The following is a 26,182-nucleotide window of genomic DNA, read 5'->3' on the forward strand; positions in this document are numbered from 1 at the left end:
ATTTAGTTTTTAAGTTGATAAGGCATCACATGGTTTCCATCTCGGCCCCGAATAGCGTCACATCGGAACAACTGGTAGAGGGCTTGAGTGCGCCGGACAGCGCGCGCGTGCTGGACGCGCTCGCGTATGCCACCGAAGCGTATGGCGACAAGCAGACCTTTGCCGGCCGCGCTGCGCTGGACTTCGCCATCGGCGTGGCCACCACCCTGGCTTTCCTGCGCAGCGATGCGGAAACGCGCATTGCCGGCCTGATGTTCGAGCTGACCATGCTGGAGCCCGATACGGCGGCCGATATCGAACCGCGCTTCGGCAAGCAGGTGTGCGACCTGGCGACAGGCGTGCGCCAGCTGATCCGCCTGCGCGCGCTGACCCAGGCGCAGCACGGCAGCGCTGCCGGTCGCGGCAAGAATGCGGCACAGCAAGCCGTGGCCCAGGTGGAAACCTTGCGCAAGATGCTGCTGGCGATGGCTTCCGACATGCGCGTCGTGCTGGTGCGCCTGGCCGCTTGCGTGACGACCTTGCGCTATTTCGCCGAATTAAAGCTGTTCAATGACATGACGCGCGAATATGGCAAGGAAACGCTGGATCTGTACGCGCCGCTGGCCAACCGCCTCGGTATCTGGCAACTGAAGTGGGAACTGGAAGATTTGTCTTTCCGCTTCATCGAACCGGAAGCGTATAAACGCATCGCCAAGATGTTGGAAGAAAAGCGCATGATGCGCGAGGGCTTTGTTTCCTCGGCGATCTTGCGCTTGCAGACGGAACTGGCTTCGGCAGGCATACAGGCGGAAGTATTTGGCCGCCCGAAACACATTTACAGCATCTGGAACAAGATGCGCGGCAAGGAACTCGATTTCACGGCCCTGTACGATGTGCGCGCCTTCCGCGTTATCGTCGCCGACGTGAAAACTTGCTACACGGTGCTGGGCGTGGTGCACAATATCTGGACCCCCATCCCGAAAGAATTCGACGATTACATTTCGCGGCCGAAACCCAATGGCTACCAGTCGCTGCACACGGTGGTGACGGCCGAGGATGGCCGCCCGCTGGAGGTGCAAATCCGCACGAATGAAATGCACAGCTTTGCCGAATACGGCGTGGCCGCGCACTGGCGCTACAAGGAAGAGGGCGGCTCGAACTTTGCCGGCCAAAAATACGACGAAAAGATCGCCTGGCTGCGCCAGCTGCTGGCCTGGAAAACCGAGGTGGCCGACGCCGTCGTGGGCCAGGAAGAAATCCAGCGTGAATGGGTGGAAAAGCTCAAGTCCGCCACGCTGGACGACCGCATCTTCGTCATGACGCCGCAGGCGCGGGTGCTGGAATTGCCCGTCGGCGCCACGCCCGTCGATTTTGCCTATCACCTGCATACGGACGTGGGCCACCGCTGCCGCGGCGCCAAGGTCGACGGCATCATGGTGCCCCTGAATACCCAGCTGAAAAACGGCCAGACCTGCGAAATCATCACGGCCAAGGGCGCGCCGGGTACGGCCGGGCCGTCGCGCGACTGGCTGGGCGCCGGTTACGCCGTCAGCACGCGCACGCGTTCCAAAATTCGCGCCTGGTTCCATGCCATCGACATGCAGGAAACCCTGGCCCACGGCCGCGCGCTGGTGGAGAAATCCTTGCAGCGCGAAGGCAAGACGGCCGTCAATCTGGAAGCGCTGGCGCAAAAGCTGGGCTTTGCGAAAGTTGACGAGCTGTTCCTGTCGGTCGGCAAGGATGAATTCAGCCTGCGCCATGTGGAGCAGGCGCTGCACGACAATGGCGAAGTGGCGGTGCCGGAAGACGCCGTGCTGGTCGGCAAGAGCCGCGCCTCCAGCGTGGAGCAGGGCGCCAAGTCTGGCGTGCTGGTGGTGGGCACGGAAGGCTTGATGACGGTGCTGGCCAAGTGCTGCAAACCGGCGCCGCCGGACAGCATCGTCGGCTTCGTCACGCGCGGCAAGGGCGTCTCGATCCACCGCGCCACTTGCAAGAATTTCGAGGAAATGCGCGCCAAGGCCCCAGAGCGCGTGATCTTTACCGAATGGGGCAGCACGGGCGGCCACGACACGGTGTATCCGGTCGACGTCTTCATTCTGGCCGGCGACCGCCAGGGCTTGCTGCGCGACATCTCCGAAATTTTTTCGCGCGAAAAGATCAACGTGATCGGCGTCAACACCCAAAGCACCAAGGGCCAGGCCCGCATGACCTTTACGGCCGAGATCAGCTCGACGGCGCAGTTATTAAAAGCGCTGAATGTGATCAAGGATGTGAGTGGGGTTCTAGAGGCTCGCCGGAGTTAGCATTGTTTCACCCCAGTACTTGCTGTGGGGTTCAATCAGTGTGTCTTGTCACCCGCATGCAAGCCCGCCATCGCCGCCGTCTCCGGCTGCAAGGTGATGTGATCGATGCCATGTTTGACCAACAGCATCTTCTTGATCGCGCGCAAGACCTTGGGCCAATGGTCGAGGTGCTCGATTTCCACGTGGCCGATCAGGGCCGGCTGGCCCGGCGACATGTCCCAGACGTGCAAATCGTGCACGGCAATCACGCCGTCGACCTGTTCCACGTCGGTGCCCACGGCGATATAGTCGATGTGCACGGGCACGCCTTCCATCAGGAAGTGATATGACTCGCGCAGTACGCCGAACGTGGATTTCAAAATCAGCAGGGACACCAGCACGGACAGCAACGGGTCGATCTGCATCCAGCCCGTAAAGTAAATCACGGCGCCGGCGATGATGGCGGCGACCGAACCGAGCAAATCGCCCATCACGTGCACGAGGGCGGCGCGCGTGTTGACGCTTTGCTTGTCTTTCGACAAGACCCACGCTACCACCACGTTGATCGCCAGGCCGATGAAGGCGACGATGAAGACCATGCCCCCCTTGACTGGTTGCGGGGCGGAAAAGCGCAGCACGGCTTCATAGCAGATCCAACCCACGACGCACAGCATGGCCAGGCCGTTGACGAAGGCCGCCAGCGCCTCGGCGCGGCCAAAGCCGAACGAGTGGCGCGGCGAAGGAGGGCGGCGTGCGATGAGCTGCGCCAGCAGGGCCAGGCCCAGCGCGGCCGCGTCCGTGACCATGTGGCCCGCGTCGGAAATCAGAGCCAGCGAATTGGACAGGAAGCCGGCCGCCACCTCGATGCCGGCAAACGACAGGGTCAGCCCCAGCGCCCACGCGAGGATGCTCTGGCTGCGCCCCTCGAACGAATGGGTGTGCTTGGCGTCGCCCTTCAGGTGGGCGTGCAAATGGGTGGCGTCGTGTTCGGTGTGCGTCGGCTGCATGGAATGCTTTGTGGAATGAAGTTGCCGTCAGTGTAATTGAAAAGCAACAAGCTAGTCGGCGCGTAAAAAAACCTGCAGGCTTGACGGCACTGCAGGTTTTTCCTGAAGCAAACAACCTTGCTGCGACAAGCTTACTGCGCCGCCGTCTCGCCAAACTTGCCTTCGCGGAAATCCTGCACGGCCTGGAACACTTCGGCCTGAGTATTCATGACAAACGGGCCGTACTGCGCGATGGGCTCGTTCAAGGGCTGGCCGGCGACGAGGATCACGCGGCCGCCTTGCGGCGCCTCGATGCGCACGCCGTCGCTGCCCGGCGTGTTGGCGAAGATCGCCATGCGCAGGGCGGGCACGGCCTTGCCGTCGACCTGCACTTCGCCACGGAAAGTGTACAGGAAAGCGTTATGGCCTGGCGGCAAGGGCTGCTCGAAGCTGCTGCCCGCCGGCAAGTCGATGTCCAGGTACAGCGGCTGTGTCAGCTCGCGCTGCACGGCGCCAGCCACGCCATGGCTTGCGCCGGCGATCACTTGCACGGCCACGCCCGCGTCCGTCTTATAGCGGGGGATTTCGCTGCTCGTGAAATCGCGGTACCACGGCGTGCGCATCTTGTCGCGCGCGGGCAAGTTCAGCCACAATTGAAAACCTTCCATCACGCCTTCTTCCTGCTCCGGCATTTCCGAGTGGATCACGCCGCTGCCGGCCGTCATCCATTGCACGCCGCCCGAAGTCAGCAAGCCTTCGTGGCCTGCGCTGTCCTTGTGGCGCATGCGCCCCGTGATCATGTACGAGACCGTTTCGAAACCGCGGTGCGGATGCTCGGGGAAGCCTGCGATATAGTCGTTCGGCTGGTCGCTGGCAAAGTTGTCGAGCATCAAGAACGGGTCGAGACGGCGCTGCAATTGCTGCGTCAGCACGCGGTTGATCTTCACGCCGGCGCCATCCATGACGGCCTGGCCGGCGATCACGCGCTCGACGGCGCGTGCTTGCGTGACGGTGGTGGTATCGCTCATTGTTCTCTCCTGTTTGGGGTCAGACCCGCCGGGTCTGACCCCAGCTTGGTACGTGCATTACACCAGGATCGCGTTGATCTCGGCATCGGCTTGTACCTGCGCCTTGGCCACGGCGTCCGGGCCCATGCCCATGCCTTCCGAGTACACGTATTGCACGTCGGTCAGGCCCAGGAAGCCAAACATGGTGTTCAGGTAAGGCACCTGGCTATCGTTGGCGCTGTCGCGGTGCAAGCCGCCGCGCGACAGGCCTACGTAGACTTTCTTGCCGGTCAGCAGGCCAACGGGGCCGTTTTCCGTGTACTTGAAGGTGACGTTGGCGCGGGCAATCGCGTCGAACCAGCTTTTCAGTTGCACGGTGATGCCGAAGTTGTACATCGGCGCACCGATGACGATCACATCCGCTGCTTGCACTTGCGCAATCAGCGCGTCGTCCAGGGCGATGCGGGCCGCTTGCTCCGGCGTGCGCTTGTCGGCCGGGGTGAACAGCGCTTGCAGGGTCGGCTCGTCGAGCACGGGGTGCGGCGCGGCGGCCAGGTCGCGGCGCGCCAGGGTGGCGCCAGGGTTGGCGGCTTGCACGCGGGCAACGATGGCGTCAGCCAAACGGGTCGAGGCGGAACCGGTGCTGCGGGCGCTGGAATTGATTTGCAGGATGTTCATCTTGTTTCTCCGTGTGAGGTGTCTTGCGATGGATGAACTATAGCAATTCCAAAAATGATGCGGAAGCCGTTAAAATGGATAACATTAATCCACTGGTGGAACAATCGAGTGTAAAGGTAAATATATGGATATCGATCCCGGAGATCTGCTGCTGTTTGCGCGCGTCGTCGAATGCGGCAGTTTCAGTCGCGCCGCCGTGCGCGTGGACTTGCCCAAGTCGACCCTGTCGCGGCGCATTTCGCTGCTGGAGGCGAAATTGGGCGAACGGCTGTTGCTGCGCACCACGCGCAAGCTGGCGCTGACGGAGTTTGGCGCCAGCCTGCTCGAGCATGCGCGCAAGGTGGTGGAAGAAACGGAGGCGGCCGGCGCCCTGGCGCAGCACCGCCAGGCGGGCCCCAGCGGCTTGCTGCGCATTTCCATGCCGGCCGATTTTGGCGATGCGCTGATGCGCCAGGTGCTGGCCGAGTTCGTGCGCCGCTATCCGGCCATTTCGCTGGAGCTGGACTTGTCGGCGCGCCGCGTGGATTTGCTGGAAGAAAATTTCGACCTGGCCATCCGCATGGGCAACTTGCCCGACGACGCCAGCCTGTCCGCGCGCCGCGTGGCCTTCAGCAGCCTGTCCCTGTATGCCTCGCCGCAATACACGAGCGTGCACGGCTTGCCCGAGCATCCCGACGATTTATACGGCCATGATCTGCTCAGCTTGCCACGCGCCGTGCATGGCCTCGTGCACTGGACTTTGATGCGCGGCAAGACGACGTGGGAGCGCGACTTGCCCGTGCGCTTGCTGGCGAACTCGCCGGAATTGCTGGTGCGCATGGCCTGCACGGGCGTGGGCATCGCGGCCAGCACGGACCGCTTTGCCAAGGCGTATGTGGCGACGGGGGAATTGGTGCGCGTGCTGCCGGAGTGGAGTTTTCCGCTGGTCACGGGCTGGGCCGTGTTTCCCGGCCGGCGTTTGATGCCGGCCAAGACGCGGGCGTTTCTCGACTTGATGGAAGAAATGTACCAAACAGACGCGCCTGTTTAGTAACGCCTGTCAAAACCTACTGCGCGTCGTGATCTATGGCCTGCGATGCTCACTGTACCTTCGTACAGTTGCGCTTCTCGGCCACAGCTCCCTTCCGCTCGCTACGGTTTTGTCAGGCGTTGACAGGTCAGGGAAGGCAGAGGAGCCTCGATCTACTTGGGCAGGTTGCCCATGACTTCGCCCAGTTGCACGGGACCGGCCGGTTGCCAGTTGGCATTGAAGTCCACGGTGCCTTTCGGGAACAGCATGACGACGGTGGAGCCGAGCAGGAAGCGGCCCAGCTCTTCGCCCTGTTTCAGCATCACATTGTCGTTGGCATAGCTCCAGTCGCGCACCTGGCCCGTGCGAGGCGGGTTGACGACGCCGTGCCAGACGGTGGCCATGCTGCCGACGATGGTGGCGCCCACCAGGGTCATGACGAAGGGGCCGTTGGCCGTGTCGAACACGCAGACGACGCGCTCGTTGCGGGCGAACAGGCCGGGAATGCCGCGCGCCGTGGTCGGGTTGACGGAGAACAATTCACCAGGAACATAAATCATGCGCGTCAAACGGCCGTCGCACGGCATGTGGATGCGGTGGTAGTCGCGCGGGCTCAGGTACAGGTTGGCGAAGCTGCCGTGTTCGAACTGGGCCGCCAGGGCCGCATCGCCGCCCACCAGGGCCGTAGTGCTGAAGTTGTGCCCCTTGGCCTGGAAGATCTGGTCCTTGTCGATCGTGCCGAACTGGCTGATGCGGCCATCGACCGGGCAGACGTAGTCGGCCTTGGCCAGCGGACGCGCATCGGGGCGCAGCGCGCGCGTGAAAAAGTCGTTGAAGCTGGCGTAGTGCGTGATGTCCGGGTCCAGTGCCTCATCCATGTTGACGTTGTAGCGGCCAACGAACCAGCGGATCAGGCGCGTGGTCATGGCGCCGCCCTTGGCGCCGGCGATCCGGCCGGCAAAATTGGTCAACGCTCCCTTGGGCAGCAGATATTGAGGCAAAACGGCAAGACGGTCAGACACGATGGGAAGCCTTTGACGGGGTGATGGGAATCGGCGAAAACGCATTATAGCGGCGATGTGGCGCGCAATGATATGTACCGTATGCAAGGGTGCGTATCACAGTCTGTCACCGAATTTAATTTGCCATAGGAAATATTTTCAGGAAACTGTGCCACTCGGAAAAAATTGCAGCACAATACAGCGGCCTGTTTTTTAGCTTTTAGCCATTTTTATTCAGCCAACTTTTTTCAGCCAGGTCATGATGCCACGCCGTTGCCTTCGCCTTACCGTTGTTTGTTCCGCTGTTTTGTTTGCCTGGAATGCCCAGGCCCAGCAATCCGAAACGCCAGCCGCCGCCGAGGCCGCCGCCGCGCCGCTGAAGGCAGAAAAGCCCATGCAAACGGTCGAGGTCAAGGGTAGCGGCTATGATCCGCGCCGTGACGATACGGCCAGCAAGATGGTCGTGGGCAGCGAAGAAATCCTCAAGTATGGCGACAGCAATGTCACCGACGTGCTCAAGCGCTTGCCCGGCATTACCGTTTCCGGCGCGGCAGGGCGCTCGGGCGGCGAAATCCGCATGCGTGGCCTGGGCAGCGGTTACACGCAGATATTGCTCAATGGCGAACGGGCACCGGCCGGCTTTTCGCTCGATACCCTGTCGCCCGACGTGATCGAGCGCATCGAGATTTTGCACGCGGCCAGCGCCGAGTACAGCACGCAGTCGATCGCCGGCACCATCAACGTGGTGCTGAAAAAGGCCGTCAAAACAGCGCAGCGCGAACTCAAGCTGGGCGTGCAGGGCAGCGACGTGAGCTTTTCACCCAGCGTGAATGTGCAGCTGTCCGACCGCGACGGCAATTTCTCGTATTCGCTGGCCGGCTCGCTGTTCCGCTACGACTACCACTATGATAATCCGGGAGTGGAACTGGGCTACGCGCCCGATGGCCGGCAAAACCTGCTGCGCCGCACCAACGGCACGGGCGATGGCCGCCCGGAAGGCATCAATCTGTCGCCGCGCCTGAACTGGGTGCTGGCCAACGGCGACAATGTGACGGCGCAATTCTTTTTCAATGGCGGGCGCTCGAACCACCGCAATTTCAGCCGCGCGGAAACAGAGCAGGGCTTGCGCCCTGACTACGACGCCAATACGGGCAGCTCCAGCAACCACAATGCCTTCGGCCGCAGCGACCTGACGTGGATGCACAAGCTGGCCGGCGGCGCCCGGCTGGAGCTGAAAGTTGGCGCCTCGGCCGCCCGCAATACGTCCGACAGCCTGCAGCAAGGCTTTATCGATGGCAGCGGCCTGGCCCTCGAGCGCAAGGTGGGCGTGAAGGCGACGGAAAACGGCGTCAGCTCCACCGGCAAGTATTCGACGCCCTTGTTGCCGGGCCACGCCCTGTCGATGGGCTGGGATGGCGCCTATACCGAGCGCGAGGAATCGCGCCGCCAGCGCGAAGCGGCCCTGGGCGCCTTGGGCGCGCGTCCGCCCGTCAACAGCGACGAAGGTTTCGACGCCACCATCCAGCGCCTGGCCCTGTACGTGCAGGACGACTGGGAAATCACGCCGCGCTGGTCCATGTACGCAGGCGTGCGTTGGGAGGGCATCGATACGCGCAGCGCCGGCGATACCTACGACGAAGTGCAGCAGCGCACCAGCGTGTGGAGCCCGCTGCTGCAAACCCTGTGGAAGTTGCCCGATACCAAGGGCGACCAGGTACGCCTGGCCCTGACGCGCACCTACAAGGCGCAACCCACGTCCAGCCTGATTCCGCGCCGCAATACCTCGACCAACAATAGCCAGACGGACCCTGACCGCGAAGGCAATCCGTATCTGAAACCGGAGCTGGCGCTGGGCATCGATGCCTCGTACGAGCACTACTGGGCCGAAGGCGCCTTGCTCAGCGCGCGCGCCTCGGCCCGCCGCATCGATGGCTATACGCGCCAGGGTTTGCTGTTTATCAATGAGCGCTGGGTGTCCACGCCCGTCAACGATGGCCGCGCGAATACGCAGACACTGGAACTGGAAGCGAAGTTCCCGCTGCGCGCCGTGCTGGCCGGACCCGTGCCGGCCATCGACTTGCGCGCCAGCGTCAGCCGCAACTGGTCGCAGGTGGAGCAGGTGCCGGGGCCGGATAACCGTCTCGACCAGCAAACGCCCGTCAGCGGCAATTTCGGCCTCGATTACAAGACGCCCGATGGCATGCTGACCACGGGTGGCAGCTTCAATTTCCGCAATGGCGGCCCCGTGCGCATCACCGAACGCCAGAGCGCCTACACGTCGCCGCGGCGCGACCTCGACATTTATGCGCTGTGGAAGTTTGATGCGAAGAATCAATTGCGCCTGGCCGTGTCGAACTTGCTGGCGCAAGACTTCGAAAGCACCACCACGTATGCGGACGCCAGCGGCACGATCGTGCGCAACAGCATTTCACCGAGTTCGCCGCAGGCGCGCGCGACCCTGGAAATGAAGTTCTGACGGGTCTGTTTTCGCGGTGAAACCCCGGCTGGCATTCCCGCTGGCCTATAATCTCGGCAATTGCGCGCACGGCCAGTCCGTGCGCGCCACCTTTTCATTTGCCAAGATTGCTTTCCCCATGACGTTTTCCTCCCTCGGCCTGATCGATCCCCTGGTCCGCAAACTTGACGAGCTCGGCTATGCCAAGCCCACGCCCGTGCAGGCGCAAGCGATTCCCGCCGTGCTGGCCGGGCGCGACCTGATGGCCGCCGCCCAGACGGGCACGGGCAAGACGGCCGGCTTTGCCTTGCCCCTGCTGCAGCGCCTGACTTTGGAAGGTGTGGTGGCGCCCCAGTGCGTGCGCGTGCTGGTGCTCGTCCCCACGCGCGAACTGGCCGAGCAAGTCTATGCCAGCTTCCGCAGCTATGGCGGCAACTTGCCGCTGCGCAGCTTTGTCGCCTACGGCGGTGTGCCCATCGAACCGCAGATCAGTAAATTGCGCAAGGGCCTCGACGTGCTGGTGGCCACGCCGGGCCGCTTGCTGGATTTGCAGACGCAGGGCGCCGTCAAGTTCGAGCAAGTGCAAACGCTGGTATTGGACGAGGCGGACCGCATGCTGGACCTGGGCTTCGAGCGCGAGCTGGATTTGTTGTTGATGACCATGCCCAAGCAGCGCCAGACCCTGCTGTTCTCGGCCACCTTCTCGGACGCCATCCGCGCCATGGCCAAGACCATGCTGAAAGACCCTGTCTCGGTGGAGGTGAGCGCGCGCAACAGCACAGTCAAGGCCGTCAAGCAATCGGTCATCGTGTGCGACAAGAAACGCAAGCCGGAACTGTTCCTGCACTTGCTGAAGAAAAAGCGCTGGGGCCAGGTCCTGGTCTTCGTCAAGACGCGCAAGGGAGTCGAGTTACTGGTGAATACCTTGCTGGAGCAGGGCGTGCGCGCCGATTCGATTCATGGCGACAAGACGCAGCCGAACCGCCTGCGCGCGCTGGCCCGTTTCAAATCTGCCGAGGTACAGGTGCTGGTGGCTACCGACGTGGCCGCCCGTGGCCTGGATATCGATCAATTGCCCGTCGTCGTCAATTTCGACTTGCCCTCCGTGGCGGAAGACTATATCCACCGCATCGGCCGCACTGGCCGCGCGGGCGCCTCGGGTGTAGCGATTTCCCTTGTCTGCGCCGATGAAGTGGAATTGCTGTCGGCCGTGGAAGCGCTGACCCGGCAAACCCTTAAACGCGGCGAAGAACCCGGTTTCGAGGCAGAACACCGCGTGCCGGGCACGTCCGCCGGGGGCACGATCCAGAAGAAGGTCGTCAAGGTGCTGGCGCCGAAGGCGGCCGAGCGGGCCAAGAAAAGGCGCTTCTACAAATAATCGGGGGGCGCAAGGCGCGCTGCATGGATATGGCATTTGTGCCATCATGCGCTATGACCTCGATACCTTTGTTCCCGCTCAATACGGTGCTGTATCCCGATGGCTATCTGCCCCTGCAGATCTTCGAGGTACGCTACCTGGACATGATACGTCGGTGCATCATGGGCGAGCAGCTGTTTGGCGTGGTGCAGCTGCTGGACGGCGCGGAAGTACGCAAGCCGGGCCAGCACGAAACCCTGGCACCCGTGGGCACCCTGGCGCGCGTCATCGACTGGGCCGCGCCCCTGTCGGGCTTGCTGCAAATCAAATGCATGGGCATGCAGCGTTTTCATATCCTTTCCAGCGAGCAGTTGAAGCACGGCTTGTGGATGGCGCAGATTGACACCTTGCCGCCCGATAAAACCATTCCCATCCCGCAAGAGCAGCAGAACGTGGCCGACGCGCTGGGCGCGCTGATACGCACTTTGCAGGAGCAAAAGATCCCGCCTGAGCAAATGCCCCTGCAGCCGCCGTACCGGCTCGACGAGTGCGGCTGGGTGGCGAACCGCTGGTGCGAGCTGCTGTCCCTGAGCGCCATGCAAAAGCAATTACTGCTGAGCCAGGACAATCCCGTGCTGCGCCTGGAACTGGTGCAGGATATGCTGACCGAAAACGGTCTGCTCGAGGAATAAGGCGCCAAGCCGCATGTATGCACATGGTTCCGTTGTGTAATTGCAATTTCAATTGAGAAATACTTTACGCTTTGCCGCCGCTGGCATAAGATAATGCCCCTGGGCAAGATTGCCCTGAGCAACATTCAAGAGTACACGATAATGGCAAAAGTAAGCGCGGAACAGATCAATGCGGCAATGGAAGCGATGGCGGGCGAAGGCCAGGCCATCACGGTGCGCGCCTTGCGCGAACGGCTGGGCAACGGCGCCTGCCTGGGCACCATCAGCAAGCTCTTGCTGCGCCGCAAGGCAGGCGCGCAGCGTCAGATCGCTGCCGCCGCCGAACTGTCGCCTGTGCTGCAGCAAGCCATCCTCGATTATGTAGGACAGGAATTAAGCGCCAGCCACAGCGCGCATGAAGCCGAGATGAACGACAATCAACAGGAATTGATGGACCTTGCCAGCGAGAACGAGCGCCAGCAAGAAATGCTCGACTTGCAGGCGGGTGAACTGGAAACTTTGCGCGAGGAACTCGAACGCGAGCGGCAAGTGGCCAACCAGGCCCGCACGGACCTGGCCAAGGCGCAGCTGCGCCTGGAAGGCTTGCCGCGTCTGGAAGAGGCGGCCGAGCAGGCGCGCATGGACCTGGCCAAGGCGCAATTCAAGCTCGAAGGCGTCCCCCGTCTGGAAGAAGCCGCCGAAGCGGCGCGCGCCGAATTGATCCAGGCCCAGCTGAAGCTGGAAAGCCTGACGCGCGTGGAAACGGAACTGGCGGCCGCCCGCCTGGAACTGGAAGCGGAACGCGAAGAGCTGGGCGAAACGCGCGCCGAGCTGGACGAAGAGCGCACCTTGCGCATCAAGGCGCAGCAGTTCATCGTCGATCCCATCTTCAAAACCCCGGTGTAGGAACACCTGACAAAACCTGCTGCGCGTCGGTATAGGTAGCCTGCGATGCTCGTCGTGCTTCAGCACGGCTGCGCTTCTCGGCCACCTCTCCCTTCCGCTCGCGACGGTTTTGTCAGGTGTCGATGCGCCGGTGGGGATGTGTTAGGCGTGCTGAAACGGGCCTTGCTGGCTTAAAATGGCGCACTGTCGCGCCATGTCGCGCGGCGCCTGATCGCAAAGAAGGTTTATGTCCGTAGAAAAAGAAGTGCCGCTCCCGCTTGCGGCCACCCCCATTTCGCCGCGCGCCTTGCCGCCCAGGCCGCCAGCCGAATTCAGTTCGCCCGAAGCGGCGCTTGCGCGCAAGCAGGCACGTGAAGACAAGGATGCGCAGGTGCGCGGCGTCACGTCCATCGATGCCATGCGCGAGGCCATCAAGCAGGCGGCGCGTGACTTGCCGGCCATCAGCGCCGTGCCGCGCCTGGGCATGCTGGACGCGGCCGCCTTCCGCGCGCGCGCCGCGCTGGGCCTGCCATTCCTGATGCGCGGGCTGGTGCAGCGCTGGCCCTTGTCCAAGCTGGAGCCAGACATCTTGTGCGCGCAGTTCAGCCACGTGCCCGTGCGCGCGCGGGTGGGCGACTACATCAACACGGCGTTTGCGGCCGACCGCGCCATGCAGGACATGTCGATGGGGCAATATCTAGACCTGGTGGCAGAGGGCAAGTACGCGTTGCCACCATACCTGGGCAACCTGGAATTGCGCGAATTGAACCGCCTGTGCCACTGGCCCACGTATTTCGACAAGATGGGCCCGCCACGCTTCTGGGTGGGGCCGGCTGGCACGGTAACGCCTTTGCATTGCGATTACGACGACAATATCTTCGCCCAGGTGTGGGGCCGCAAGCGCATTTTCCTGTCGCCGCCGCACCACGACGCCTTCCTGTACCCCAGCGAAGCGAACGCCATCCTGTTCGGTTCGCCCTTCGACCCGGAAACGCCCGATTTCGAACGTTTTCCCCTGGCGCGCCAGGCCACCATGATCGAATGCCTCGTCGAGCCGGGCGACATGCTGTATGTGCCCGCCGGCTGGTACCACCAGGTGCGCGCGCTGACGTTTTCCCTGTCGTCGAATCGCTGGGCCAGGGCCGTGCCGCTGGCCCTGCATGGGGATGTGGCGCTGCGGCGGAGCGCGCCGTAAAGCGTATCGCCGCGGCCCTCAGGGGGCTAGCGCAGGCCGCACCCCACCAGCAACAGCATCGGTCGCTCGCGCTCTTCCGCCAGGGCCGGCTGCTGCGCGACCTGTTCGTCCGTCGGCCCCCATTCTTCCACATGTTCCAGCTGGAAACCGGCGTGTAGCAACGCATTGATGGTCGTGCCGAGGGTGCGGTGCTGCTTGATCACGCCTGGCGCCAGCCAGTCCGACACGCGCGGGCCTTGCTGCTGGTAGCTGTCGACGGGCCAGCACTTGCGGCCTTGCGCATCCGTCAGCCAGCCGGGCCGGCGCGGCGCCATGAAGATCGGGTGCTCGATGGAAAACACCAGCTTGCCGCCAGGCATCAAGCCGTGGCGGATGGCGGCCAGCAAGGTATCGAAACCTTCGATGTAGTGGAACGTCAGTGAACTGTAAATCAGATCGTGACTGGCGGGCGGCAAGGCCAGTTGTTCCAGGTCTAGCCGGACATACTTGACCGCCGCATGGTTCCCCATGCCACGCGCCTGCGCCAGCATCTTTTCCGACACATCCACGCCCAGCACCCGCGCCGCGCCGGCGTCAGCCGCCCAGCGGCAGAACCAGCCATAGCCGCAACCCAGGTCCAGCACGCTTGTTCCCTTTACCTCGGGCAGCATGGCGCGCAGGGCCGGCCATTCGGGGGCGCTGTCGAGGCCGCCGATGGAGCGGGGCAGCTGGCTGTAGCCGGTAAAAAAGGCGTCGTTGTCGTAGATATTCTGTGTCATGTGTCTGCATCCTTAGGGGGTGTGCGCTTGGCGTGGCCGCTGCGTTGCGCCCGGTAAATGCCTGCGTGGCCGGAAAACAGATAGGCGACGACGCAGGCGATGGCTGCGTACACGCCGATCTCGGCGCCGAACAGTTCCATCGCCATCAGGGTCGAGGCGATGGGCGTGTTGGCCGCGCCTGCAAACACGGCGACAAAGCCGATGGCGGCCAGCAAGGTGACGGGCTGGTGCAGCAGCGGCCCCAGCGCGTTGCCCAGGGTCGCGCCGATGAAGAACAGGGGCGTCACTTCGCCGCCCTTGAAACCGGTGCCCAGCGAGACGATGGTAAACGCCATCTTGCCGAGAAAATCCCAGGCGGGCAGCGGTTCCTTCAGCGCGTCGACGATGGTGGGGATGCCCAGGCCGATGTACCGGTCCGTACCGATCATCCACACGGCGACGGCGACGACGAGGCCGCCTATCAGCGGGCGCAGCGGGGCATAGCTGATCCAGCGCTTCATCAGTCCGCTCAAGCCGTGCGTGGCTTGCGCAAATATGTTACCGGTCACGCCGAACAGCATGCCCGCGATCACCATGGCGCACAAGGTCCAGGCGGAAATGGCGGGGATTAGCGGCATGGCGTAATGCGTATGCTGGACGCCCCACAGCAGGCCCACCTGGTCGGCGATGACGGCGGCGGCCAGGCAAGGCAGCATGGCTTCATAGCGCAGGCGGCCGATGGCCAGCACCTCCAGGCCGAAGAGGGCGCCTGCCAGCGGCGTGCCGAAGACGGAGGCAAAGCCGGCGCTGATGCCGGCCATCAGGATGATGCGCCGGTCTTCATTGTTCAGGCGAAACATGCGGGTTAGCTGGTCGGCCAGCGCGCCACCCATCTGCACGGCCGTGCCTTCGCGCCCGACAGACGCGCCGAACAAATGCGAGACGACAGTGCCGCCCAGCACCAGCGGCGCCATGCGCAAGGGGACGATTTTTTTCGGGTCGTGGATTTCATCGATGAGCAGATTCGCACCGCCTTCGACACTGCTGCCGTAGCGCAAATACAGCCAGCCGACGGCAAAGCCCGCCACAGGTAGCAGCCAGATCAGCCAGGCGTGCGCCAGGCGCGTGCGCGTCGCCCAGTCCAGGGCGAACAGGAAAGCGGCCGAGGCCGACCCTGCCAGTGCGGCCACAACAAAGGCGAGCAGCAGCCATTTCAACAGATGGCGTAAGAGATCGGTGAGGGCGGCGAAGGTGGCGCGGGGGCGCTGCATCGGGCATCCAGTCAAGGCTGATGGGTGGGAGGTTTCTTACAGGCCCAGTTCGGCCACCAGCGTCTGGCCGATGGCCCGCTGCTCGGCCAGGATGGCGCGCAGGTGGTGGGGACGCGTCTTGACATTTGTCATGACCACGCGCAGCACATTGGTCGGGCCAGGATAGCGCGTCGATTCCAGTACCGTGCGCGACACAAAACTCTGGCCTTGCGCTTTTTGCCGGTTTTGCAGCTTGGCGTTGAGCGTGTTCAGTTGCTTGTTCAGTTCGGTCGCCGCGTCCACCTGGTCGCCGGCCAGCAAGCTTTCCATGCGCTGGCGCAAGTGCGCGGGCACGTAGCGGTAGGTCAGAATGAAGGTGTCGGAACGGGTGAGCAGTTCGAAGTCCTGCTGGTCGGCCAATAACTGCTGCAACTGGCCGGACAGGGTGGCCGCCTGCTGCAGCAAGCTCGTGTAGCCGGACACGCCCAGCACCTTGAACGAGGTCCACAGTTTCAAGGCGTCGAAGCGGCGCGAGCCTTCCAGTGACGTCTGGCCCAGGTCGCCCGAGTTGTCGCGCAAAATGTAGTTGGCGTTGTGTTTCAGCAAGTTCAGGCTGGCGCTATCCTTGAACAGCACCATGCTTTGCGCCATCGGCACCCACAGCAGTTTATGCCCGTCGATGACGACGGAGTCAGCCAGCGCGATGCCGTCGTACAGCGCGCGGTATTGTTCCGCGATCAGCAGGGCACCGCCCCAGGCTGCATCCACATGGAACCAGATGGATTCGCGCGCGGCAATGGCCGCCATGGCGGCCAGCGGGTCGATGGCGCCCGTCTCCGTCGTGCCGGCGATGCCGATCATGGCGACGACCTTGATCTTGCGCAATTTCAAGTCGGCAATGGTCGCTTCCAGCGCGGCGACATCGATGCGGTTGTCGCGGTCGACGGCCACCAGGTGCAAGGCGTTTTCACCGAGGCCCAGGGTCGCCAGCGCCTTTTTCACGGAATAATGGCTGCGGGCCGAGCCGATGACGGCCAGCCCCGCATGGCCGGATGCCTGCATGGCGGCAAACAGGCCCTGCTTGCGCGTGCCGGGTAATTGTTTTTCCAGCGCCACGGCCAGGGCCGTCAAGTTGCCCATGGTGCCGCCATTGACGACATTGCCCAGCGCGCCGCTGGTGGCGGCCATCGCCTGCGTGTAGACATGTCCGGGCTGCTGGTAGACTTGGCGGTGCAGCCAGCCGAGGATCTGCTTTTCGATCAGGGTCGAGACATACGCCGTCTCGATCTTGACCTGGTTCTGGTTCAGGGTGGCTGTAAACGCTTCGGCCAGCACGCTGATCCAGGGCAAGGCCTGCGTCATGTGGCCGATGTATTGCGGATGGTTCAGCTGGGCCGTATTGGCCAGCACGGTGGTGTCGAGTTCTTGCAGGAAATCCGCCACGGGCATGCCGTGCGCGGGCAGGCAAGTGTCGGACAGTTGCGTCAGCAGTTCCGCGTACGGCGTGTGCGGATACGGCGTGTCGCGTTCGGCGGCCAGCCAGCCGCCCAGCATGCCCAGCGCCTGCTGCAGGGGCGCGGGCGAGCGTTGCAGCGCATTGATGGAAAAATGCTGCTGCAGCAGCTGTTCGATAGGGGTATCGGTCATGGCGCGTTGTCTTCTCTACGGATTGCTGATGCCACGGTGACAAACGAATTGCGCCCAGGCGAAAGCGGGATTTTACCCGACTCCGCCTGGGCGCATCAGTTTGCTATTCCTGTCTGTGATCAGAAGTAATTGAGACCCAGCGCCGACTTGACTTCATCGGCCGTACGGGCCGCCACCTCGCGCGCCTTGAAGGTGCCTTCTTTCAGCATCTGGATGACTTGCCCCTTGTCCTTGGCAAACTCTTCGCGGCGGGCGCGGATCGGCGCCAGCATTTCCTGCAAGACCAGGTCCAGGCGCTTCTTGACGATGCTGTCGCCCAGGCCGCCACGCACGTAATGGGCTTTCATTTCGGCCAGCGCCGCTTTTTCCGGGTCAAACGCATCCAGGTAGGTAAACGCGATGTTGCCTTCCAGGTGGCCCGGGTCTTCCACGCGCAGGTGCAGCGGGTCGGTATAGACTTTTTTCACGGCGGCCGTGATTTCGGCCGAGGTGGCGCCCAGGTTGATGGTGTTGCCCAGCGACTTGCTCATCTTCGCCTTGCCGTCGATGCCGGGCAGGCGGCCGATGTCCGGCACCAGCGCCTTGCATTCCATCAATACTTCACGGTTGTACATGCGGTTGAAGCGGCGCACGATTTCATTCGTTTGTTCGATCATCGGAATCTGGTCTTCGCCCACGGGCACCACACCCGCCTTGAAGGCCGTGATGTCGGCCGCCTGGCTGGCCGGGTAGGTCAAAAAGCCGGCTGGAATGTCGCGTTCGAAGCCGCGCAAGCGGATTTCTTCCTTGACGGTGGGATTGCGCTCGAGGCGCGCCACGGTAACGATGTTCAGGTAGTAAAAGGTCAGCTCGGCCAATTCCGGGATTTGCGACTGGATGAACACCGTGGTTTTCGTCGGGTCGATGCCGACGGCCAGATAATCGAGCGCCACTTCGACCACATTGCGGTGCACCTTGTCGATGTCATCCATATTGTCCGTCAGCGCCTGCGCGTCGGCCAACATGATGAATTGCTTGTAGCTGTTCTGGTAGCGGACGCGGTCGCGCAGGCTGCCCACGTAGTGGCCCAGGTGCAAGGGGCCGGTCGGACGGTCGCCCGTCAGGATCACGGATTGCGAAGCGATGGCGGCGGCGGACAATGGCGCGGCCGGGGCGTTGTCGGTATCGGGAGTATCGGGAGTGTTAGGCAAGCTCATCAAGTTTCCTTTTGAGCCGCCTGCATCGGGGATGATCCAGGCTGGAGCCTGTTACGCCACCGATCGAGGCGGCGTGGATCAAATTCACATCACTATAGAGTGGCCGCGCGAAAGTGAGCGGGACCACCAATTCAAGCAGGCGTGTTGTGACGGGATAAATTTCATGGCGTTATGGTTGCAGTTCGTGCGCGTTCTGTCAAGTTGCGTGCCGATTTATCTGCTGCGCTGCGTCAGAGACGGGCCTACTGCAAAACTTGCTTTCCGGGTACTATTGCCGTTCGGCCACTTTTGCTTGGCATGAATCATTGGAGAACAGTATGCGCGTGTCGTCCCCCGCCCGGCTCACCGGCCTGGCCCTGGTTATCAGTTCCCTCTTTGCTGCACCCGTGCTGGCGCAAACACCGCCCATGACGCCCGATATCGGCGCCAAGCTGGTCATGCCCGACATGAATGACTACGTCAAGCGCGTGGTGATGATCCCCATGCGCGACGGCGTCAAGCTGTACACGGTGATCGTCGTGCCGAAAGACGCCAAACGGGCGCCGATCATGCTCACGCGCACGCCGTACAATGCGGCCCGTCGCGCCCAGCGCGCAACCAGCGCCAGCATGCTGGCCACCTTGCCGCAGGGCGACGATACCCTGGTGGAAAACGGTTATATCCGCGTGTTCCAGGACGTGCGCGGCAAGCATGGCTCGGAAGGCGATTACGTGATGACGCGCCCCGTGCGGGGGCCGCTGAACAATACCAAGGTCGATAACGTCACGGATGCGTGGGACACCATAGCCTGGCTCGTGAAAAACGTGCCGGAAAGCAATGGCAAGGTGGGCATGCTGGGTTCCTCGTACGAGGGACATACGGTGCTGATGGCCCTGGTCGACCCGCATCCGGCGCTGAAAGTGGCCATTCCCATGAGCGCCATGGTCGATGGCTGGCGCGGCGACGACTGGTTCCATAACGGCGCCTTCCGCATGCCGAGCTTGTCTTACCTGGCGTGGCAGACGAGCGTGCGCGGCAGCGGCGAGGCGCCCGTGACGGGCGTCTACGACGACTACGATGCGTATCTGCGCATCGGCTCGGCCGGCGATTACGCGAAGAAATTCGGCATCGACAAGCTGACGTACACGAAAAAGCTGTTCGAACACCCGGCCTACGACAGTTACTGGCAGGAACAGGCGCTCGATAAAATCCTGGCGAAGCGCCCGCTGATCGTGCCCACCATGCACGTGGTGGGGCAGTGGGACCAGGAAGACATCTATGGCCCCTATGCCAGCTACACGGCGATGGAAGGGCGCGACAAGCGCAACAATCTCAATTACCTGGCCATTGGCCCGTGGCGTCATAGCGGCGTCAACTATGACGGTTCCAGCCTGGGCGCCTTGAAGTTTGACGGCGACACGGCGCGCCAGTTCCGTGAAAAAGTCATGCAACCATTCCTCAATCAATACCTGAAGGATGGCGCGCCGGACGCGAACACGGCGCCCGTGGTGTCGTACCAGAGCGGCACGAACCAGTGGCAGCGCCTGCAGCAGTGGCCGCTGGCCTGCGACACCTGCGAGACCAAGTTGACGCCGGTCTACCTGCAGGATGGCTACAAGCTGGGCTTTGCGCCAGCGCAAACAGATGCGGCCGGCGGCGCGTTCGATGAATACGTGGCCGATCCTGCGAAACCCGTCCCCTTCGTCGCACGTCCCGTGCGCCTCATTGACGCCGACGTGTGGAAGCCATGGCTGGTCAGCGACCAGCGCGGCTATGCGGACCGCACGGACGTGCTCAGCTATGTTTCCGAACCGTTGAAGACGGCCGTGCGCATCGCCGGTGCGCCGATGGTGAACCTGTTCGCCGCCACCAGCGGCACGGATGCCGACTGGGTGGTGAAACTGATCGATGTGTATCCGGACGAAGTGCCGTCGCAGCCGGCCATGGGCGGGTATCAATTGGGTGTGGCGATGGATATCTTCCGTGGCCGCTACCGCGACAGCTTCGAGCACCCGACGGCCATTCCAGCGGGCAAGGTGGAACGCTACCGCTTCGCCTTGCCGAATGCGAATCACGTCTTCTTGCCCGGTCACCGCATCGCCGTGCAAGTGCAGTCGAGCTGGTTCCCCCTGTACGACCGCAACCCGCAAACCTTCGTGCCGAACATCTTCCTGGCCCAGCCTGGTGATTACAAGAAGGCCACGCAGCGCGTGTACCACGCGGCAGGCGCGGCCAGCGCAATCGAGTTGCCGATAGCGCCGCTCGACGCCCGCTAGCCGGCGCGCATGAGGATGGCGCCCGCCGCGATCAGGGCGATGGCCAGGTAGCGGCGGGGGCTGATTTTTTCGCGCAGGAACAGGGCCGCAATGGCGATGGCGAACAAAATCGACGTTTCGCGCAGGGCCGCGATGGCGGCCACGGGCGCCTGCGTCATGGCCCACAAGGCCAGGCCATATGAAGCCAGGGTGCCGAAGCCGCCAAAGGCGGCCAGGCGCCATTGCGTTTGCGCATAGGCAAGCAAGTCGGCGGGGCGGCGCAACGCCGTCCACAGCAGCAGTCCGGTGCCGTTCAAGACAAAAATCCACATGGTGTAGGCGGCCGGTGCGTCGGACAGGCGCACGCCGATGCCATCGATCAGGGTATAGCTGGCGATGACGCAGGCGTTGCCCAGCGCAAAGGCGGTGGCGCGTCCCGTGTTTTTCGGCGTGCTGCCGATGGCGGGCAGGCGCGCGGCGAAATACAGGCCGAAGATACCCGCGCAGATGCAGGCGACGGCGCCCATCTGCAGGGAAGACAGGCGCTCGCCGATCAGCGGCCAGCTGGCCAGCGCCACGAGGAGCGGCGCGCTGCCGCGCATCAGGGGGTAGGCATGGCTCATGTCGCCCGCCTTGTAGGCGGCCGCCAGCAGAGAGTAATAGGCCAGCTGCGCCACGGCCGAGGCGGCCAGGTAGGGCCAGCTGGCGGGCGCGGGAGCATCGACAAAGGGCAAGACTGCCAGCGAGATCAGGGCCGCGCCCACGGAGACGAGCACCGTGCTGAGAAAGCTATCCTTGCCCGACTTGACGATGGCGTTCCAGCTGGCGTGCAACAGGGCGGCAAATAAAACGACGGCGACGACCAGACCCGACATGTGTATGTCCTTAGCGCGGACGTATGCTGAGCGAGAGCAGTTCCTGGCGGTGATGGCGCTGGAAGGCGTCCATCACGGTGCCCGAGCGGCCCGCCTTGTCCAGCAGTTCGCGCAGGGTCGCCTGGTCTTCCGCCGTCAGCGTCTTGCGCGACAGGTAGACGCCGCTCATGCCCCACGGTAGCTCGGGCAGCGCTTCCAGGCGCAGGCGGTCGGCCAGGCCGTACACGCGCGCATCGTTCTGCGCCACGCCGGCCAGGATGGTGGGCGCCATGATGGTGGCATCGATGAAGCCGCTTTGCATCAGGCGCGCCACGGAGAGCGCATCGACTTCGTAGAACAGGCGTCCCTGGCTGCTCAGCTCCTTCGCCAGCGCCTGGTATGGTGCGCCATAGTCGTAGCCGCGCACCAGCGCCACGCGTAATTCGCGCCGCTCGAGCAATTCCTGCATGGTGTTGATGGGTCCGCGCGTGCCCTGTAGCGAGATCAGCAGGGGACGGCTGCCCATCATGGGGATGAACAGGCCATGCTGGTCGCGCCGCAAGGTGCTGCTGGCCGGGATCAGCAGGTCGGCCTTGCCCGTCTCGAACATCGCCTCCAGGCGCGCGCGGGGCACGGCCGTGAAGATGAAATTGCAGCCGAGCTTGGCACCCAGGCTGCGCAGCAAGTCAGGGTAGATGCCGCTGATCGTGGCGCCGTTGACCACCACGCTGGCGCCGATGGCCGAGACGGGCACCTGGATGTCGCGCGAGCATTGCGCGCCGGCCAGCGACGGCAGCGCCAGCATCAGCATGGCCACGGTTCGGCGCCAGGCGCTGGAATAAAATTCAGTCATACCCATCCTTGCTCACCATCGAATGCCGGGCGTCGGTAACGCGCGGTTGATTATCCCATTCTCGCCTATTTATTTCTCAAATGCAATATTATCCCGCCGACTACTTTGTGGTGGAAACCACAAGTCTTGCCTGGCGTTGCGCCTTGAAGTAGCGCCAGGCCACCAGGATGCCCAGGGTTTGCATGATGGCGCACAGATAGAAGGTGCTGCCGATGCGCCAGTCTTGCGGCGGCAAGTGGCTCACTTCGCTGAGGATCATGCTGCCGAGCAAGGGCATGATGATGATGCCGAGGCTGCTGATTGATTGCAGGGAACCCATCAGTTCTCCCTGCTCGCTGGCGGCGGACGCCTTCGAGATGATGCCTTGCAGGGCGGGGCCGGCGGCAAAGGCCAGCAGGTTGCACAAAATCAACGCATACATCATCCAGCCTTGCGTCGCCAGGCCGTACAGCAGGTAGGTGAGGGCGCCCGAGGCCATGCCCAGCAAGGACAGCCGCACTTCGCCAAAACGCTTGATCAAAATACCCAGCAAGCCCGCCTGCACCACGGCCGCGCACAGGCCCACGCAAAACAGGGCGATGCCGTTCTGGCGCGGCGTCCAGTCGAAGCGAAAGTGCGTGTACAACACCCAGGTGGTGTTGAGCATCATTTGCGCAAACGTCATCAGGCCGAAGGCCAGCACCAGGCCACGGATCTCCACGCGGCGCACCAGTTTCAGCAGGGCGGAAAACGGATTGATGCGCGCCAAAGTAAATGGCGCGCGCGGACCTGGCTGCAACGATTCGGGCACGAAGAAATAGCCGTAGATGAAATTGGCTGCCGACAGGCCCGCCGCCACGTAAAACGGCAGGTGCAGATTGATCTCGCCCAGCAGGCCGCCCAGCATGGGGCCGCAAATGAAGCCCAGGCCAAAGGCGGCGCCGATCTTGCCGAAGCTCTTGGCGCGGTTGTCCGGCGTGGAAATGTCGGAGGCATAGGCGGACGCGACCGACATGCTGGCCGACGACACGCCGCCGATGATGCGGCCGATGAACAAACAGGCCAGGTTCGGCGCCCAGCCCGTGGCAAGGAAATTGATGCCCATGCCGGCCATCGAGTACAGCAGCACGGGACGGCGTCCCACACGGTCGCTGATGGCGCCCAGCATGGGCATGAAGATGAACTGCAGCAAGCCGAAGACGGCCGCCATGATGCCGTACCAGAACGCTTGCGCCTCCTTGCCGTTGACAAAGTCGCCGATCAGGATGGGCAGCACGGGCACCACCAGGCCGATGCCTAGCATGTCGATGAAGACGCAGACGAGGATGAAATTGAGGTTGCCGGCGCGCGCGGGCGCGGCGGGGGAGGACGGGGAATGGCTGTCGTGGCTGGTTTTATCGGACATGCATGCTTTCGGCGCGTTGGCGTTGCGCCGGCGCGTTGCAGGTTTCTGCTGACGCGCGGCGCGATAGCTGAGGCTTGCATTATAGACAGCATGCGCGCTGCTGGCTATCGCCACCCATGCTAGAGCGTAATTCCCCATTCCGAGGCAAAGGCGGCGCGGAAATCCGTCAGCACGGCCAGGCGCTGTTCGGCCAGCGCGCGGCCCGCCGCCGTCTGCATCTTGCCGGGCAGCTTGTCGAGCTTGGTGACGATATGGTCGAGCGCGTACGCCTTGTCGTCCAGTGCGCGATGTTCGGCCAGCGGATCGCTGCCATGCGCCAGTGCGCTGTCCATGCGCGCCGCCGTATAGAACAGGCGTGCCAGTCCCACGGCGCCCAGCGCGTCGATGCGGTCGGCATCCTGCACGATTTGCGCTTCGATGGTGTGCGGCGGCAGATCGGCAGAAAAACTGTGCGTCTCGATGGCGTGGGCCACGCCGGCCAGCTTGTCCGCAGGAAAATCCAGTTCGGCCAGCTGGCGGCAAGCCAGGGCTGCCGCCTGGCGCGAGGCCAGGTGACGCTCGGGGTGGTTTTTCGGCAAGTTGACCAGGTCGTGCAGATAGCAGGCGGCCATCACGGTGAGGGCATCGGCTTGCGCATGGTCTTGCAGCAGGACGCTGGCATTGCGCCAGACGCGCTGCAGGTGGTTGATGTCGTGGGCGCTGTCGTGGCCCAGGCCGGCCGTGGCCAGTGCCAGCAGGCGTGGTTGCCATTGGGAAAGCAAAGAATGCATGGTGTAAAGTTGTAAAAAGCAGGGGCTGCCAGTGTGGCATAAAACGCCGCCGCATGTGGCCCGGAGCCTGGCGCCCCAGCGTGCCGCATTTGCCACATAAGTGCATTTTGGAAAAGCATCAGCCCGGTGAGCGCTCTTTTTTAGTGCATGTAAAATTTACATGGGTTAATATTGCCGCACGGAAATTAGAGACATAAGCTAATTGCTAGAAAGTATTTGCAAAAACATACAATTGGCAGCCATTTTATTGCATTCTGGATGGCTCGTCACGTCCAGGACCCGCGTGCAGCGTGTCTTGGCCTGCGCCCCAGGCGAGTTAACGAAAGGATTATCATGAACACCATTTCCAGCGACACTGGCGCAACCGTTGCCAAGGCTGCCGAATACCTGGCCTTTACCCTGGGCCAGGAAGAGTATGGCATCGACATCCAGAAAGTCAGCGAAATCCGCAGCTATGAAACGCCGACCCGCATCGCCAACGCACCCGAGTTCGTCAAGGGCGTGGTCAACTTGCGCGGCATCATCGTGCCAATCGTCGACATGCGCATCAAGTTCAACCTGGGCACGCCCAGCTATGACCAGTTCACCGTCGTCATCATCCTCAATATCGGCAACCGCGTGGTCGGCATGGTCGTGGACCGCGTGTCCGACGTCACTACCTTGCTGCCGGACCAGATAAAGCCGGCGCCGGACATGGGCCGCTCGATCAACACGGAATACGTGATCGGCCTGGGCACCATCGACGAGCGCATGCTGATCCTGGTCGATATCGACCAGCTGATGTCCAGCGCCGACATGGGCTTGATCGAGAAACTGGCGGCGTAATGCTGCAGTGAAGAGAATTTCCCTGCATATTGTCAAAAACTATTGACATTAAGTATTGCATATCGTTTCTGCAGGGAGCACGCTAGCGCATTTTACTGGCGCACGGTTCAACCGAACCGTGCGCCAGTTTACTTGGCGGGACAGATTTGGCGGTGTCCGCCATGCTGTCCCTGGCGCTGGCTGCAGGGCCTCTTCTGGATATTAGGATAGTTCACATGAATTTGTTAAGAAACGTCAGCATCGGGGTGCGTCTGGGATCGGGTTTTGCCGTCATTTTGCTGTTTTCCATACTCATCACCGGCATCAGTGTCTGGCGTCTGCATGACGTGGCCAGCGCCACGCGCGTCATGATGGAGCAGCCGCTGGCGAAGGAACGCCATATTTCCGACTGGTATGGCCGTATCGACAGCGCCGTGCGGCGCACCATCGCCATTGCCCGCAGCAGCGACACTTCGCTGAGCGGCTATTTTGCCGAAGAATCAAAAGTTTCGTCGTCCAGTTCGGCCGAGCTGCAAAAGAGGATCGAGGCACTGATCGACTTGCCCGCCGAAAAAGCCATGTTCGCGGGCTTGCTGGAACAGCGCAAGGTGTACATCAGTTCGCGCGACCAGGTCTACAAGCTGAAGGGCGAAGCGCAGGTCGACGCTGCCAATGAAGTGTTTGAAAAGACCTTCGTGCCGGCCGCCGCGAGATACCAGAAGATGGTGCAGGACTTGCTGGAATACCAGCGCGCCAGCATCGACACGACGGCGCGCGAGATCGACGCCGTCGCCAGTACCAGCCGCAATCTGCTGCTGGTGTTGGCCGCGCTGGCGCTGGCTTTTGGCGTCGTGTGCGCCTGGGTCTTGACGATGGGCATCGTTCGCCCCCTGCGCACGGCCGTGGAAATCGCCCGCAAGGTGGCCGATGGCGACTTGACGGCGCAGA

General features: G+C 62.8%; 22 protein-coding genes. 10 read left to right on the forward strand and 12 right to left on the reverse strand.

Features of this window, described 5'->3' with window-relative positions:
* Positions 1-29: 29 nt before the first annotated feature.
* Positions 30-2,282: a RelA/SpoT family protein gene (locus ACQ4WP_RS25200; protein WP_436525424.1), complete on the forward strand. Its 2,253-nt coding sequence runs from the start codon at positions 30-32 to the stop codon at positions 2,280-2,282.
* A gap of 35 nt (positions 2,283-2,317) precedes the next feature.
* Here ACQ4WP_RS25200 and ACQ4WP_RS25205 read toward each other — a convergent pair whose 3' ends face one another.
* From ACQ4WP_RS25205 to ACQ4WP_RS25215, 3 genes are all read right to left on the reverse strand, one after another.
* Positions 2,318-3,268 carry a cation diffusion facilitator family transporter gene (locus ACQ4WP_RS25205; protein WP_436525426.1) on the reverse strand — a complete coding sequence of 317 codons (951 nt, stop codon included), beginning with the start codon at positions 3,266-3,268 and terminating at the stop codon, positions 2,318-2,320.
* 131 nt (positions 3,269-3,399) lie between these two features.
* Positions 3,400-4,275, reverse strand: coding sequence for a pirin family protein (locus tag ACQ4WP_RS25210; protein ID WP_436525428.1), 876 nt, complete (start codon positions 4,273-4,275; stop codon positions 3,400-3,402).
* Between the two features lie 57 nt (positions 4,276-4,332).
* Entirely contained in the window at positions 4,333-4,932 is a 600-nt protein-coding gene (locus ACQ4WP_RS25215) for an FMN-dependent NADH-azoreductase (RefSeq protein ID WP_436525430.1), read from the reverse strand.
* A gap of 124 nt (positions 4,933-5,056) precedes the next feature.
* Between ACQ4WP_RS25215 and ACQ4WP_RS25220 the strand changes: the two genes are divergently transcribed.
* Positions 5,057-5,962, forward strand: a complete 906-nt coding sequence (locus tag ACQ4WP_RS25220) for a LysR family transcriptional regulator (RefSeq protein WP_436525432.1) — start codon at positions 5,057-5,059, stop codon at positions 5,960-5,962.
* Between the two features lie 152 nt (positions 5,963-6,114).
* On the opposite strand, the gene asd is transcribed toward ACQ4WP_RS25220, so the two are convergent.
* Positions 6,115-6,963: an archaetidylserine decarboxylase gene (asd, locus tag ACQ4WP_RS25225; RefSeq protein WP_436525434.1), complete on the reverse strand. Its 849-nt coding sequence runs from the start codon at positions 6,961-6,963 to the stop codon at positions 6,115-6,117.
* Between the two features lie 373 nt (positions 6,964-7,336).
* Between asd and ACQ4WP_RS25230 the strand changes: the two genes are divergently transcribed.
* From ACQ4WP_RS25230 to ACQ4WP_RS25250, 5 genes are all read left to right on the forward strand, one after another.
* Positions 7,337-9,418: a TonB-dependent receptor plug domain-containing protein gene (locus tag ACQ4WP_RS25230; RefSeq protein ID WP_436525436.1), complete on the forward strand. Its 2,082-nt coding sequence runs from the start codon at positions 7,337-7,339 to the stop codon at positions 9,416-9,418.
* Positions 9,419-9,536: 118 nt separating this feature from the next.
* Positions 9,537-10,775 (forward strand): DEAD/DEAH box helicase, encoded by a 1,239-nt coding sequence (locus ACQ4WP_RS25235; RefSeq protein ID WP_436525438.1) that lies wholly within the window; start codon positions 9,537-9,539, stop codon positions 10,773-10,775.
* Positions 10,776-10,828: 53 nt separating this feature from the next.
* Positions 10,829-11,446 carry an LON peptidase substrate-binding domain-containing protein gene (locus ACQ4WP_RS25240; RefSeq protein ID WP_436525440.1) on the forward strand — a complete coding sequence of 206 codons (618 nt, stop codon included), beginning with the start codon at positions 10,829-10,831 and terminating at the stop codon, positions 11,444-11,446.
* 141 nt (positions 11,447-11,587) lie between these two features.
* A complete protein-coding gene (locus ACQ4WP_RS25245) occupies positions 11,588-12,331 on the forward strand; it encodes a DNA-binding protein (protein ID WP_436525442.1) in 744 nt (247 codons plus the stop codon).
* Between the two features lie 226 nt (positions 12,332-12,557).
* Positions 12,558-13,505 (forward strand): cupin-like domain-containing protein, encoded by a 948-nt coding sequence (locus tag ACQ4WP_RS25250; protein WP_436525444.1) that lies wholly within the window; start codon positions 12,558-12,560, stop codon positions 13,503-13,505.
* Between the two features lie 26 nt (positions 13,506-13,531).
* Here ACQ4WP_RS25250 and ACQ4WP_RS25255 read toward each other — a convergent pair whose 3' ends face one another.
* The 4 genes from ACQ4WP_RS25255 to trpS form a co-directional block, all read right to left on the reverse strand.
* The gene (locus tag ACQ4WP_RS25255; protein ID WP_436525446.1) at positions 13,532-14,263 is read right to left on the reverse strand and encodes a class I SAM-dependent methyltransferase; all 732 of its coding nucleotides are present in this window, start codon (positions 14,261-14,263) and stop codon (positions 13,532-13,534) included.
* Positions 14,260-15,513 (reverse strand): voltage-gated chloride channel family protein, encoded by a 1,254-nt coding sequence (locus tag ACQ4WP_RS25260; RefSeq protein WP_436525448.1) that lies wholly within the window; start codon positions 15,511-15,513, stop codon positions 14,260-14,262. Before ACQ4WP_RS25260 ends, ACQ4WP_RS25255 begins: the two co-directional genes overlap by 4 nt.
* Before the next feature lie 36 nt (positions 15,514-15,549).
* Complete coding sequence (locus ACQ4WP_RS25265; protein WP_436525450.1) at positions 15,550-17,139, reverse strand: pyridoxal-dependent decarboxylase; 1,590 nt, start codon at positions 17,137-17,139, stop codon at positions 15,550-15,552.
* Between the two features lie 119 nt (positions 17,140-17,258).
* Entirely contained in the window at positions 17,259-18,335 is a 1,077-nt protein-coding gene (trpS, locus tag ACQ4WP_RS25270) for a tryptophan--tRNA ligase (RefSeq protein ID WP_243420194.1), read from the reverse strand.
* Between the two features lie 317 nt (positions 18,336-18,652).
* Here trpS and ACQ4WP_RS25275 point away from each other — a divergent pair, with 317 nt between their 5' ends.
* Positions 18,653-20,590, forward strand: a complete 1,938-nt coding sequence (locus ACQ4WP_RS25275) for a CocE/NonD family hydrolase (protein ID WP_436525452.1) — start codon at positions 18,653-18,655, stop codon at positions 20,588-20,590.
* Here ACQ4WP_RS25275 and ACQ4WP_RS25280 read toward each other — a convergent pair.
* The 4 genes from ACQ4WP_RS25280 to ACQ4WP_RS25295 form a co-directional block, all read right to left on the reverse strand.
* Complete coding sequence (locus ACQ4WP_RS25280; RefSeq protein ID WP_436525454.1) at positions 20,587-21,444, reverse strand: EamA family transporter; 858 nt, start codon at positions 21,442-21,444, stop codon at positions 20,587-20,589. The genes ACQ4WP_RS25275 and ACQ4WP_RS25280 overlap by 4 nt on opposite strands.
* Before the next feature lie 10 nt (positions 21,445-21,454).
* The gene (locus ACQ4WP_RS25285; RefSeq protein ID WP_436525456.1) at positions 21,455-22,276 is read right to left on the reverse strand and encodes a substrate-binding periplasmic protein; all 822 of its coding nucleotides are present in this window, start codon (positions 22,274-22,276) and stop codon (positions 21,455-21,457) included.
* A 100-nt stretch (positions 22,277-22,376) separates the two neighbouring features.
* Positions 22,377-23,660, reverse strand: a complete 1,284-nt coding sequence (locus ACQ4WP_RS25290) for a TCR/Tet family MFS transporter (protein ID WP_436525458.1) — start codon at positions 23,658-23,660, stop codon at positions 22,377-22,379.
* 119 nt (positions 23,661-23,779) lie between these two features.
* Positions 23,780-24,430: an HD domain-containing protein gene (locus ACQ4WP_RS25295; protein ID WP_436525460.1), complete on the reverse strand. Its 651-nt coding sequence runs from the start codon at positions 24,428-24,430 to the stop codon at positions 23,780-23,782.
* 333 nt (positions 24,431-24,763) lie between these two features.
* On the opposite strand from ACQ4WP_RS25295, the gene ACQ4WP_RS25300 reads away from it, so the two are divergent.
* Both ACQ4WP_RS25300 and ACQ4WP_RS25305 read left to right on the forward strand, forming a co-directional pair.
* A complete protein-coding gene (locus ACQ4WP_RS25300; protein ID WP_436525462.1) occupies positions 24,764-25,255 on the forward strand; it encodes a chemotaxis protein CheW in 492 nt (163 codons plus the stop codon).
* Between the two features lie 215 nt (positions 25,256-25,470).
* A partial coding sequence (locus tag ACQ4WP_RS25305) for an MCP four helix bundle domain-containing protein (RefSeq protein ID WP_436525464.1) occupies positions 25,471-26,182 on the forward strand: 712 nt, incomplete at its 3' end.

Source organism: Janthinobacterium lyxosi, from assembly GCF_051380665.1.
GTDB lineage: Bacteria > Pseudomonadota > Gammaproteobacteria > Burkholderiales > Burkholderiaceae_D > Janthinobacterium.

Bases quoted from the DNA above. Each gene is read 5' to 3' on its own strand.
- ACQ4WP_RS25200 (WP_436525424.1), top strand. From the start codon at position 30: ATGGTTTCCATCTCGGCCCCGAATAGCGTCACATCGGAACAACTGGTA.
- ACQ4WP_RS25205 (WP_436525426.1), bottom strand. From the start codon at position 3,268: ATGCAGCCGACGCACACCGAACACGACGCCACCCATTTGCACGCCCAC.
- ACQ4WP_RS25210 (WP_436525428.1), bottom strand. From the start codon at position 4,275: ATGAGCGATACCACCACCGTCACGCAAGCACGCGCCGTCGAGCGCGTG.
- ACQ4WP_RS25215 (WP_436525430.1), bottom strand. From the start codon at position 4,932: ATGAACATCCTGCAAATCAATTCCAGCGCCCGCAGCACCGGTTCCGCC.
- ACQ4WP_RS25220 (WP_436525432.1), top strand. From the start codon at position 5,057: ATGGATATCGATCCCGGAGATCTGCTGCTGTTTGCGCGCGTCGTCGAA.
- ACQ4WP_RS25230 (WP_436525436.1), top strand. From the start codon at position 7,337: ATGCAAACGGTCGAGGTCAAGGGTAGCGGCTATGATCCGCGCCGTGAC.
- ACQ4WP_RS25235 (WP_436525438.1), top strand. From the start codon at position 9,537: ATGACGTTTTCCTCCCTCGGCCTGATCGATCCCCTGGTCCGCAAACTT.
- ACQ4WP_RS25240 (WP_436525440.1), top strand. From the start codon at position 10,829: ATGACCTCGATACCTTTGTTCCCGCTCAATACGGTGCTGTATCCCGAT.
- ACQ4WP_RS25245 (WP_436525442.1), top strand. From the start codon at position 11,588: ATGGCAAAAGTAAGCGCGGAACAGATCAATGCGGCAATGGAAGCGATG.
- ACQ4WP_RS25250 (WP_436525444.1), top strand. From the start codon at position 12,558: ATGTCCGTAGAAAAAGAAGTGCCGCTCCCGCTTGCGGCCACCCCCATT.
- ACQ4WP_RS25255 (WP_436525446.1), bottom strand. From the start codon at position 14,263: ATGACACAGAATATCTACGACAACGACGCCTTTTTTACCGGCTACAGC.
- ACQ4WP_RS25260 (WP_436525448.1), bottom strand. From the start codon at position 15,513: ATGCAGCGCCCCCGCGCCACCTTCGCCGCCCTCACCGATCTCTTACGC.
- ACQ4WP_RS25265 (WP_436525450.1), bottom strand. From the start codon at position 17,139: ATGACCGATACCCCTATCGAACAGCTGCTGCAGCAGCATTTTTCCATC.
- trpS (WP_243420194.1), bottom strand. From the start codon at position 18,335: ATGAGCTTGCCTAACACTCCCGATACTCCCGATACCGACAACGCCCCG.
- ACQ4WP_RS25275 (WP_436525452.1), top strand. From the start codon at position 18,653: ATGCGCGTGTCGTCCCCCGCCCGGCTCACCGGCCTGGCCCTGGTTATC.
- ACQ4WP_RS25280 (WP_436525454.1), bottom strand. From the start codon at position 21,444: ATGTCGGGTCTGGTCGTCGCCGTCGTTTTATTTGCCGCCCTGTTGCAC.
- ACQ4WP_RS25285 (WP_436525456.1), bottom strand. From the start codon at position 22,276: ATGACTGAATTTTATTCCAGCGCCTGGCGCCGAACCGTGGCCATGCTG.
- ACQ4WP_RS25290 (WP_436525458.1), bottom strand. From the start codon at position 23,660: ATGTCCGATAAAACCAGCCACGACAGCCATTCCCCGTCCTCCCCCGCC.
- ACQ4WP_RS25295 (WP_436525460.1), bottom strand. From the start codon at position 24,430: ATGCATTCTTTGCTTTCCCAATGGCAACCACGCCTGCTGGCACTGGCC.
- ACQ4WP_RS25300 (WP_436525462.1), top strand. From the start codon at position 24,764: ATGAACACCATTTCCAGCGACACTGGCGCAACCGTTGCCAAGGCTGCC.